The sequence below is a fragment of the Streptomyces sp. BR123 genome, assembly GCF_013401435.1.
GTDB lineage: Bacteria > Actinomycetota > Actinomycetes > Streptomycetales > Streptomycetaceae > Streptomyces.
Map to the genome: position 1 here is coordinate 1 of NZ_JACBGN010000245.1, position 10769 is coordinate 10769.

Genomic DNA, 10769 nt, shown 5'->3' on the forward strand with positions numbered 1-10769 from the left:
CCTCCGCGGCGGCCAACGCCGCGGTCAGCCGCCGGGCCTCGGCGCGCCAACGCCCCGCATACCCGTCACCCCCGCCCCGCGGGCCCCCGGCGGCGCCGGCGGTGCGGGCGGTGCGCCATGCCGCCACGAGGTCGTCCCCGTAATCCCGCGGCGGCTCCTCGCTCAGCAGCGCCACCACCTCCGCCACCCGCCGCCGGTCCACGTCCGGAGCCGCCGCCCCGTCCAGCAGGGCGCGGGCCAGCCGCGGGTGCAGGCCGAGCCGGGACATCGCCGTGCCCCGCGGCGTGACCCGCCCGGTCGCGTCCAGCGCCCCCACCGCGGACAGCACGGTCCTCGCCGCCGCCATCGCCCCCGCCGGCGGCGGGTCGAGCAGCGCCAGCCCGGACGCGTCGGGATCGCCCCAGCAGGCCGCGTGCAGCGCGAACGCGGTCAGGTCGGCGAGCCGTATCTCCGGGGCCGGGAACGCCGGCAGCCGCCCGTGCTCCGCCTCCGCCCAACACCGGTACACCACGCCCGGCGCCTCGCGCCCCGCACGCCCCGCCCGCTGCCGGGCCGCCGCGCGGGAGGCCCGTACGGTCGTCAGCGCGCCGAGGCCCCGCGCGTGATCCATCCGCGGCTCGCGGGCCAGCCCGGAGTCCACCACCACCCGCACCCCGGGCACGGTCAGGCTCGACTCCGCCACCGCCGTGGAGAGGATCACCCTGCGGTGGCCGGTCGGCGTCAGCGCCGCGTCCTGGACCGCCGCCGGAGCCCGCCCGTGGACCTGCAGCACCTCCGCGCCGACCCCGGTCAGCAGCCCGGCCACCCGGCCGATCTCGCCGACGCCGGGCAGGAAGCACAGCACGTCCCCGGACCGCTCCGCCAGCGCCCGCCGCACCACCCCGGCCACGTGCGCCAGCTGCGCCGGATCCACCCGCATCCCGTGCGGCGGCCGCACCGGCCGGGCCGGCGGGGCCCAGACCGTCTCCACCGGGTACGAGACCCCGTCCGCCCGCACCACCGGCGCACCGCCCAGCAGCCGCGCCCAGCCCTGCGCGTCGGTGGTCGCCGACGCCGCGACCAGCCGCAGCTCCGGGCGCAGGGTCTCCCGTACGTCCAGCAGGAACGCGGCGACCGCGTCGGCGTCGAGGTGCCGCTCGTGGCACTCGTCCAGGACGACCACGTCCACTCCGGCCAGCTCCTGGTCCCGCTGCAGGCGCTGCAGCAGGACACCGGTGGTGACCACCTCCACCACGGTGCCGGGGCCCACCGCCCGCTCCCCCCGCACCGTGTAGCCGACCGCGCCCCCCACCGGCTCGCCCAGCAGCCAGGCCATCCGCCGCGCCGCGGCCCGGGCGGCGATCCGCCGGGGCTCGGCGACGACGACCCGGCGCGGGGGGCCGCCGCCGACCAGCCCGGCCAGGGCGAGCGGCACGAGCGTGGTCTTGCCGGTGCCGGGCGGGGCGCACAGCACCGCGGTGCCGTGGCCCTCCAGGGCCGAGGCGAGTGCGGGCAGCGCCTCCCGTACGGGGAGGGCGTCGAGGGCGTCGGTTCGCGGCGAAGGCGAAGGCGAAGGCGGCGGCGACTGCGGCGGCGGTGTCATGCTCTGCTCAGTCCCGCCCCGGGCGTTCGGCCGGGGGTGCCCCCATCTCGCCTCGCTCGCACACGAAGATCGCGGTGCCCGGGATCAGGTTGCCGCGCAGCGGGGACCAGCCGCCCCACTCCTGGCTGTTCCAGTCGGGCCATTCCGGTTCCACCAGGTCGAGCAGGCGGAAGCCGCCCGCCACCACGTCCCGGACCCGGTCGCCGAGGGTCCGGTGGTGTTCGACGTACACGGCCCGTCCCTGCTCGTCCTGCTCGACGTACGGGGTCCGGTCGAAGTAGGAGGCGGCCACGGACAGCCCCTCCGGGCCGGGCTCGTCGGGGAAGGCCCAGCGGATGGGATGGGTGACGGAGAAGACCCAGCGGCCGCCGGGGCGCAGGACGCGGTGCACCTCCCGCATGACGTTCACCGGGTCGGCGACGAAGGGGACGGCGCCGTACGCGGAAAAGGCCAGGTCGAAGGAGCCGTCGCGGAACGGCAGGCGCCCGGCGTCCGCCTCCACCAGGGGGACCGCGCCGCCGTCGATGCGCAGGGCGTGCTGGAGCTGGCGGTGGGACAGGTCGAGCGCCACCGGGCGGGCACCCTGGGCGGCCAGCCAGCGGGAGCACTGGGCGGCGCCGGCTCCGATCTCCAGGACGTCCTTGCCCCTCAGGGCGTCCGTCGGGCCGAGGAGGGCGGCGTCGGCCTCGTCGAGGCCCTCGGGGCCCCACACGAAGCGGTCGTCGCCGAGGAAGGCGCCGTGCTCGCGCTGGTAGTCGTCCGCATTGCGGTCCCACCAGGAGCGGCTGGCCCGGCTGCTCTCCGTTTCGCCGGCATCACGCCGCGTGGCGACGGCTTCGTCCCCGGTGTTCCCGTGGGTGCCGTGCGCGTTTTCGGGGGCGTAGTCCTCTTGGTTCATGGGGCCCGTCGTCGTAGTCTGCGAAAGAAGTCGGGAGGGCCATCCGTGCTTGCCCGCCCATGAATTGTGCCGGTTGTGCGGTGATCCGCCCCGGGTGTGCGCCTTCGCGCATTGACCCTGTCCGGCCATCCCCGTATGCTACAAGTTGCGCTGCGAGCCTGTGCTCCTCAGACCTAGCAGGCTGCGCTTGCATCTGTTGATGTCCCCTCGGTTCTCGAGGCCCTGCCGCCTTCGGCGGATTTGGGCTTCCTAGGCTGTCCGGCTTCTTCGGCAGATGCCGATAAGGGCTCCCGGCGTAGCAGTACCTACGACTTCATGTCCGTACCGGAGCCCTTTCCCACATGACGAGCAGCACCGAGACCACCGCCACCACTCCGCAGGTTGCGGTCAACGACATCGGTAACGAGGAAGCCTTCCTCGCCGCGATCGACGAGACGATCAAGTACTTCAACGACGGCGACATCGTCGACGGCGTCATCGTGAAGGTCGACCGGGACGAGGTCCTGCTCGACATCGGCTACAAGACCGAAGGCGTCATCCCGAGCCGCGAGCTCTCGATCAAGCACGACGTCGACCCGAACGAGGTCGTCAAGGTCGGTGACGAGATCGAGGCCCTGGTTCTCCAGAAGGAGGACAAGGAAGGCCGCCTGATCCTCTCGAAGAAGCGCGCCCAGTACGAGCGTGCCTGGGGCACCATCGAGAAGATCAAGGAAGAGGACGGCATCGTCACCGGTACCGTCATCGAGGTCGTCAAGGGTGGTCTCATCCTCGACATCGGCCTCCGCGGCTTCCTCCCGGCCTCCCTGGTCGAGATGCGCCGCGTCCGCGACCTCCAGCCCTACGTGGGCAAGGAGCTCGAGGCGAAGATCATCGAGCTGGACAAGAACCGCAACAACGTGGTCCTGTCCCGCCGCGCCTGGCTGGAGCAGACCCAGTCCGAGGTCCGCCAGACGTTCCTCACCACCCTGCAGAAGGGTCAGGTCCGCTCCGGCGTCGTCTCCTCGATCGTCAACTTCGGTGCCTTCGTGGACCTGGGTGGCGTCGACGGTCTGGTCCACGTCTCCGAGCTGTCCTGGAAGCACATCGACCACCCGTCCGAGGTCGTCGAGGTCGGCCAGGAGGTCACCGTCGAGGTCCTCGACGTCGACATGGACCGCGAGCGCGTCTCCCTGTCGCTGAAGGCGACCCAGGAGGACCCGTGGCAGCAGTTCGCCCGGACCCACCAGATCGGTCAGGTCGTCCCGGGTAAGGTCACCAAGCTGGTTCCGTTCGGTGCGTTCGTCCGCGTGGACGAGGGCATCGAGGGCCTGGTCCACATCTCCGAGCTGGCCGAGCGCCACGTGGAGATCCCGGAGCAGGTCGTCCAGGTCAACGACGAGATCTTCGTCAAGGTCATCGACATCGACCTCGAGCGTCGCCGGATCTCGCTGTCCCTCAAGCAGGCCAACGAGTCCTTCGGTGCCGACCCGGCGTCGGTCGAGTTCGACCCGACCCTGTACGGCATGGCCGCGTCCTACGACGACCAGGGCAACTACATCTACCCCGAGGGCTTCGACCCCGAGACCAACGACTGGCTCGAGGGCTACGAGGCTCAGCGCGAGGCCTGGGAGCGCCAGTACGCCGAGGCGCAGGCTCGCTTCGAGCAGCACCAGGCCCAGGTCATCAAGTCCCGCGAGGCCGACGAGGCCGCCGCTGCCGAGGGTGCTGCCGCCCCGGCCGCCGGCAACGCCGGTGCGGGCATCTCGGGTGGCTCCTACTCCTCGGAGTCGGACGAGACCTCGGGCGCCCTGGCCTCCGACGAGGCCCTGGCCGCGCTCCGCGAGAAGCTGGCCGGCGGCCAGAGCTGATCGCAGGATCGCAGCGCACCGCGCACACCCGGAGCGATCCGGGAGTGAGCTGAGCTGAAAGCAAGGCCCGTCCCCCTCTCGGGGGGGCGGGCCTTGCTGCTGTCCCGGCCCTGCCCCGCGCCCGCCCCCTTCCGCCGTGCGTTCCCGTGAATCGCCCGGACGGACGGGGAATGGTGCGGCCCCCCTCGTACGTTCACGGCAGAGAACGCGGCGAGGAGGAGCGGTGACGGTGCTTGATCCAAAGGATCCGAAGGGTTTGTACGAGTGGGACGCCAAGGGCTTGGCGGTGGCCGACCTGGCCCTCGCCCAGGACTCGGCCGGACTGGTCATGCTCTACCACTTCGAGGGGTACATCGACGCCGGCGAAACCGGGCAGCAGATCGTCGAGCGGCTGCTCGACAGCCTGCCCCACCAGGTCGTCGCCCGGTTCGACGCCGACCGCCTGATCGACTACCGGGCGCGGCGCCCACTGCTCACCTTCCGCCGCGACCACTGGACGGAGTTCGAGGAGCCCCGCCTGGACGTCCGCCTCGTCCAGGACGCCACCGGCGCCCCGTTCCTGCTGCTGTCCGGCCCCGAGCCGGACGTGGAGTGGGAGCGCTTCTCCGTCGCCGTCCGGCAGATCGTCGAACGCCTCGGCGTCCGGCTGTCGGTCAACTTCCACGGCATCCCCATGGGCGTCCCGCACACCCGGCCCGTCGGCATCACCCCGCACGGCAACCGGACCGACCTCACGCCGGGCCACACCAGCCCCTTCGACGAGGCCCAGGTGCCCGGGAGCGCGGAATCGCTCCTGGAGTTCCGCCTCGGCCAGGCCGGTCACGACGTGCTGGGCGTCGCCGCGCACGTGCCGCACTACATCGCCCGGTCCCCGTACCCGGACGCTGCGCTGACCGTACTGGAGACGATCACCGCAGCCACCGGGCTGGTCCTGCCGGCCGTGGCCCACGCCCTGCGCACCGAGGCTCACCGCACCCAGACCGAGATCGACCGGCAGATCCGGGAGGGCGACGAGGAGCTCGTCTCCCTGGTCCAGGGCCTGGAGCACCAGTACGACGCGGCGGCCGGCGCCGAGACCCGGGGCAACATGATCGCCGAGCCGGTGGAGATCCCGTCCGCCGACGAGATCGGCCGCGAGTTCGAGCGGTTCCTCGCAGAACGCGAGGGCGAGGGCTGATCGCCCGGCACTGATCGGCTAGCCTGGGCGCTCGCGGGCGCCGGAAGCTGCTTCCCGCACGGGCGGGGACGAGGGGCGGAGGCAGAGGGGTGCTCAGAGTAGGACTCACCGGCGGCATCGGCGCCGGGAAGAGCGAGGTCTCGCGACTGCTCGCGGGATACGGGGCGATCCTCGTCGACTCCGACCGCATCGCGCGGGAGGTCGTCGAACCGGGCACGCCCGGCCTCGCGGGCATCGTCGCTGCCTTCGGGGAGTCGGTGCTCACGTCGGAGGGGACGCTCGACCGGCCGAAGCTCGGATCGATCGTCTTCGCCGACCAGGAGAAGCTCCGGACCCTCAACGGCATCGTCCACCCTCTGGTGCGGGCCAGATCGGCCGAGCTGGAGGCCGCCGCCGGCCCCGACGCGATCGTGGTGCACGACGTACCGCTGCTCACGGAGAACGGCCTCGCCCCGCTGTACGACCTCGTGGTCGTCGTCGACGCGGCCCCGCCTACGCAGCTCGCCCGGCTGACCGCCCTGCGCGGGATGGCCGAGGACGAGGCCCGGGCCCGGATGGCCGCGCAGGCCACCCGGGAACAGCGGCTCGCCGTGGCGACCCTCGTGATCGACAACGACGGGCCGCTGGAGGCGCTGGAACCGCAGGTACGCGCGGTGTGGGACGAGCTGACCACCCGGGCGAAGGCGGCGGCCGCCGGAGACTGACCGGCACACGGTCGCGTGCATCGCGCGCATCGCGTGGACCGAGCGAGGAGAGGGAAGGAGCAGACCGTGACAGACCCCGTGCCGCAGGCTCCCCCGCCCGGATCGGCGCCCTCGTCCCCGGAGACGCACGTCATCGACTTCCGGGCCGCCGAGCAGCTGCTGGCCGCCCGCGATCCCCGCGGCGCCGTGAAACTCCTCGACTCGGTCATCGCCGCCCACCCGGAGAGCGGTGCGGCCCGGCTGCTGCGCGCCCGGGCGTACTTCGCCTCCGCCCAACTGGGGAGCGCGACCCGGGAGCTGGAGCTGATCGTGGAGCGGGAGCCGGACAACGCGTTCGCGCACTTCGCACTGGCCCGTACCCATGAGCGCGCCGGCCGGCCCGACCGGGCCCGCAGGCACTTCCGGCTCGCCGCGGCCCTGGACCCCCGGCCGGACTACGTGGCGGCCGCCCGCTTCGACGACCCGAGGCCTTCCTGACCCGGGTCCCGCACACGGCCCCACGGGGCCTGCGGGTCCCGCGGGCCCTACGGATCCGGACACTGTGCCCGGCCGGCTACCGGTGCGGAGGCTCGTACGGGGGGATGTCCCGGCCCGGCTGGTAGTGCGGGCCCTGGTGGATGTGACGGGCCACCACGGCCACGTCGACCGCAGCCAGTACCGCGACCACTCCGCACGCCGCCGCCCACCCCGGGCGGCCGGCCAGGGAGAACAGAACCGTTCCGGCGGCGGCCCACACCAGCCCCCACATGCTCAGCCAGAACCTCAGCCGCAGCGGACTGCGGGCGGTAGCCGGCTCGTTTCCGGTACGCATGGGCACATCGCCTCATCGCCTGACTGCCCGGCCGTGCCGTTCGTGCACGGCCTACGTCCCATGGTGCCACCGGCCCTCCCGGCACCGGCTGACACGCAGGTCAGCGGGGATTGTCACTGTGCGCGCCTAGACTCGGCGGAAAGACGTGGTCCGACCGACGGAAACGGCAGGGAAGGGGGCATGGTGACACCGCAACCGCCGCAGCAGGCACTGCTGCGCCACGCCGCCGTCTTCCTGCCCGCTCCCGTCCCGCGCCAGGGCCGGATCGCGTTCTGGGCACCGGACGGCGACCCGCTCCCCGAGGTGCCGCAGGGGGCGCAGACCCGGATCGAGGTGGTGCGCCCGCACGGCAGCGGCGTGCGCACGCGGACCGTGCCCGCCGTGGCCCTCGCCGTCGTCGACGCGCTGCCCCTGCTGGTCCACGCACCGCGCGCCGCCGTCACCCATCCGGCCACCCGGGCCTGGGGCACCGCCGCCACTCACGCGCTCACCCTCGCCGCCCGCGGCCGGCTGCTGCCCGGGCTCACCCCCGACGACGTCGACGCCTGGCGGGCCGGCCCGCTCGACGCCGAGGACGTCGGCCACCTCCGCGCGGTCGCCACCGCGCTCCCGTACGAGGGGTACGCCACCCCCCTGCCCGGCCGCCGCCCGCTCCGGCTGCCCGAGCCGGAGGCCCTGGTCCGGGCGTTCCTCGACGCCGTCACCGACTGCCTGCCCCGGACCCCGGCCGCGCCCGTGGCCGCCGGGGAGCCGTTCGCCGCCCAGGAGCCGCAGCGGGTGCCCGGGATACGGGACTGGGCGGCGCAGGTCGCGGCCGGTGCCGATGCCGGGGTGGGGATCTCGCTCCTGCTGGACCTTTCCTCCTTCAGCCTCTTCGACTCCGGCGACGGGGCGGACGCGGACGCAGAAGGGTATGCCGAAGCGGAGGCCGCCCCCGGCATGCGCGAGAGCGCGGGTCCCGGCGCGGCCGGTGCCGGGCGGGCGGAGCTCCGCCGGGCGGGCGCCGCCGTCGTCCAGGTGCACAGCCTGGCCGACCCCACACTCGTCACCGACGCCGCACAGCTGTGGGCCGGTACCGCCCCCGCCGGCTTCGGGCCGCGCGCCCGCATCGACGCCGTCCTCGCGCTGCGCCGCGCCGCCCGCGTCTGGCCGCCGCTGCTGCGTCTGCTGGACCGGTCGGTCCCCGACCTGCTGCCGCTGTCCGACCCGGAGCTCGAAGACCTCCTCGGCACCGCCGCGACCCGCCTGGCGGCCGCCGGGGTCCCGGTCCACTGGCCGCGCGAGCTGGCCCGTACGCTCTCCGCGACCGCCGTCGTCCGCTCCACCGCGCCCGGCTCCGCCATCGACGGCACCGCGTTCTTCGACGCCGACCAGCTCTTCGCTTTCTCCTGGGAACTCGCCCTGGGCGGCGACCGGCTCACCCCGTCCGAGATGGAGGCGCTCGCCCAGGCGCACCGGCCGGTGGTGCGGCTGCGCGACCAGTGGGTGCGCGTCGACCCCGAGCTGGTCCGCAAGGCCCGCAAGCGGGACCTGGGCCTGCTGGACCCGGTGGACGCGCTGGCGACCGTACTGACGGGCACGGCCGAGGTCGACGGGCAGCAGGTGGAGGCGGTGCCCGTCGGCGCCCTGGCCGCCCTGCGCGAGCGGCTGACCGGCGACCTCGTCCCGCTGCCGCAGCCCGTCGGGCTGAAGGCCGTCCTGCGCGACTACCAGGCGCGCGGCCTGGCCTGGCTGGACCTGATGACCTCGCTCGGCCTCGGCGGGTGCCTCGCCGACGACATGGGCCTGGGCAAGACCGTCACGCTGATCGCGCTCCACCTGCACCGCGACCGCCCCGAGCCCACCCTCGTCGTGTGTCCGGCGTCGCTGCTGGGCAACTGGCAGCGGGAGATCGAGAAGTTCGCGCCCGGGGTCCCGGTGCGCCGCTTCCACGGCGGCGGCCGCAGCCTCGACGGGCTGGCCGGGGGATTCGTCCTCACCACGTACGGGACGATGCGCGCCAGCGCGGCCCGGCTGGCCGGGCAGGCCTGGGGCATGGTCGTCGCCGACGAGGCGCAGCACGTGAAGAACCCGCACTCGGCGACCGCGAAGGCGCTGCGCACCATCCCCGCCCCCGCCCGGGTGGCGCTCACCGGCACCCCGGTGGAGAACAACCTCTCCGAGCTGTGGGCGCTGCTCGACTGGACCACGCCCGGCCTGCTCGGGCCGCTGACGGCGTTCCGGGCCCGCCACGCCCGGCCGGTGGAGCACCAGCAGGAGGAGGACGGGGGCAACGAGGCGGCCGTGGCCCGGCTGGCAGCGCTCGTCCGGCCGTTCCTGCTGCGGCGCCGCAAGTCCGACCCGGGCATCGCCCCCGAACTGCCGCCGAAGACGGAGACCGACCACCCGGTGTCCCTCACCCGCGAGCAGGCCTCGTTGTACCAGGCCGCGGTGGACGAGGCGATGGCCGCGATCGGAGCCAGCGAGGGGATGGAGCGGCGCGGCATGATCATGAAGCTGCTGGCCTCGCTGAAGCAGATATGCAACCACCCGGCGCAGTACCTGAAGGAGGAGCGGCCCCGGATCCCGCACCGCTCCGGCAAGCTGGCCCTCCTGGACGAGCTGCTCGACACGATCCTCGCGGAGAAGGGCTCGGTGCTGGTCTTCACCCAGTACGTGACGATGGGCCGGATCATCGAGCGGCACCTGTCGGCGCGCGGGATCTCCCACCAGTTCCTGCACGGCGGGACCCCGGTCGTGCAGCGCGAGGACCTCGTCGACCGCTTCCAGTCCGGGGAGGTCCCGGTCTTCGTGCTGTCCCTGAAGGCGGCCGGCACCGGGCTGAACCTCACCCGTGCCGGACACGTCGTCCACTTCGACCGCTGGTGGAACCCGGCCGTCGAGGAACAGGCCACGGACCGCGCCTACCGCATCGGCCAGGAGCAGCCCGTCCAGGTACACCGGATCATCGCCGAGGGCACCGTGGAGGACCGGATCGCGGAACTGCTGGAGTCCAAGCGGGCCCTGGCCGACGCCGTCCTCGGCTCGGGGGAGGCGGCCCTGACGGAGCTGACCGACCGCGAACTCGCCGACCTCGTCTCCCTGAGGAGGCCCGCGTGATCACCACACGGGAGGACCGCCGCCGCACCTTCGAGTCCGTGCCCTCCGACGGGGACGCCGCCAGCTGGTGGGGCCGGGCCTGGGTGTCGGCCCTGGAGCGCACGGCCCGGGACCCGGCGCGTCTGGCTCGGGGCCGCGCGTACGCGGCGGAGGGGCACGTCGAGGCGGTCACGGTCACGCCCGGCCGGATCGTCGCCTACGTACGGGGCACCCGGGCCCGCCCGTACCGCACGGAACTGGCCCTGGCCCCGTTCGACGCCGCCGGATGGGACGAGCTGCTGGAGGCGGCCGCCGCCGACCCGGCGGCCCTGGCCGCCCTGCTGGAGCGGGAGGTTCCGCAGTCCCTGGCGGGGCGGATCCTGCCGGGGCCCGGCGAGCTGCTGCCGCGCTGCTCCTGCCCGGACCCGGCCCGTCCGCCGTGCAAGCACGCCGCGGCCCTGTGCTACCGGGCCGCCCGCCTCCTCGACGAGGACCCCTTCCTGCTGCTGCTCCTGCGCGGCCGGGGCGAGCGGGAGCTCCTCGACGAGCTCGGCCGCCGCAACGCCGCCCATGCCGCGCGCGAACAGCCAGCTGCCGCACCGGACTTCCCCGGCGTCCCGGCGCGCGCCGCGCTGGCCCGCACCACCCTGCCCCCGCGGTCTCTTATACACA

Annotated in this window: 9 protein-coding genes; 6 read left to right on the forward strand and 3 right to left on the reverse strand. The window is 74.1% G+C overall.

Translation table 11 applies throughout. The features are described from left to right. Positions 1-1582, reverse strand: a 1582-nt coding sequence (locus HYE82_RS28105) for a helicase-related protein (RefSeq protein ID WP_179176973.1), incomplete at its 3' end; no start/stop codon positions are given. A gap of 7 nt (positions 1583-1589) precedes the next feature. Further along, complete coding sequence (locus tag HYE82_RS28110) at positions 1590-2480, reverse strand: class I SAM-dependent methyltransferase (protein ID WP_179176974.1); 891 nt, start codon at positions 2478-2480, stop codon at positions 1590-1592. Positions 2481-2821: 341 nt separating this feature from the next. Here HYE82_RS28110 and rpsA point away from each other — a divergent pair, with 341 nt between their 5' ends. From rpsA to HYE82_RS28130, 4 genes are all read left to right on the forward strand, one after another. Continuing rightward, a complete protein-coding gene (gene rpsA / locus HYE82_RS28115; RefSeq protein WP_179176975.1) occupies positions 2822-4327 on the forward strand; it encodes a 30S ribosomal protein S1 in 1506 nt (501 codons plus the stop codon). A gap of 229 nt (positions 4328-4556) precedes the next feature. After that, positions 4557-5504 (forward strand): PAC2 family protein, encoded by a 948-nt coding sequence (locus tag HYE82_RS28120; RefSeq protein WP_179176976.1) that lies wholly within the window; start codon positions 4557-4559, stop codon positions 5502-5504. A gap of 89 nt (positions 5505-5593) precedes the next feature. Continuing rightward, positions 5594-6208, forward strand: coding sequence for a dephospho-CoA kinase (gene coaE, locus HYE82_RS28125; protein WP_179176977.1), 615 nt, complete (start codon positions 5594-5596; stop codon positions 6206-6208). A 66-nt stretch (positions 6209-6274) separates the two neighbouring features. Next, positions 6275-6685: a tetratricopeptide repeat protein gene (locus tag HYE82_RS28130; protein ID WP_309144472.1), complete on the forward strand. Its 411-nt coding sequence runs from the start codon at positions 6275-6277 to the stop codon at positions 6683-6685. Positions 6686-6761: 76 nt separating this feature from the next. Here HYE82_RS28130 and HYE82_RS28135 read toward each other — a convergent pair whose 3' ends face one another. Next, on the reverse strand, positions 6762-7019 hold the full coding sequence (locus tag HYE82_RS28135) for a DUF6343 family protein (RefSeq protein ID WP_179176978.1): 258 nt from the start codon (positions 7017-7019) through the stop codon (positions 6762-6764). Between the two features lie 180 nt (positions 7020-7199). Here HYE82_RS28135 and HYE82_RS28140 point away from each other — a divergent pair, with 180 nt between their 5' ends. Both HYE82_RS28140 and HYE82_RS28145 read left to right on the forward strand, forming a co-directional pair. Then, positions 7200-10118: a DEAD/DEAH box helicase gene (locus HYE82_RS28140; protein ID WP_179176979.1), complete on the forward strand. Its 2919-nt coding sequence runs from the start codon at positions 7200-7202 to the stop codon at positions 10116-10118. After that, a partial coding sequence (locus HYE82_RS28145) for an SWIM zinc finger family protein (RefSeq protein ID WP_179176980.1) occupies positions 10115-10769 on the forward strand: 655 nt, incomplete at its 3' end. The genes HYE82_RS28140 and HYE82_RS28145, both read left to right, overlap by 4 nt.

Coding starts and splice junctions, on each gene's coding strand:
- HYE82_RS28110 (WP_179176974.1), bottom strand. CDS start 2,480: ATGAACCAAGAGGACTACGCCCCCGAAAACGCGCACGGCACCCACGGG.
- HYE82_RS28140 (WP_179176979.1), top strand. CDS start 7,200: ATGGTGACACCGCAACCGCCGCAGCAGGCACTGCTGCGCCACGCCGCC.
- rpsA (WP_179176975.1), top strand. CDS start 2,822: ATGACGAGCAGCACCGAGACCACCGCCACCACTCCGCAGGTTGCGGTC.
- HYE82_RS28135 (WP_179176978.1), bottom strand. CDS start 7,019: ATGCGTACCGGAAACGAGCCGGCTACCGCCCGCAGTCCGCTGCGGCTG.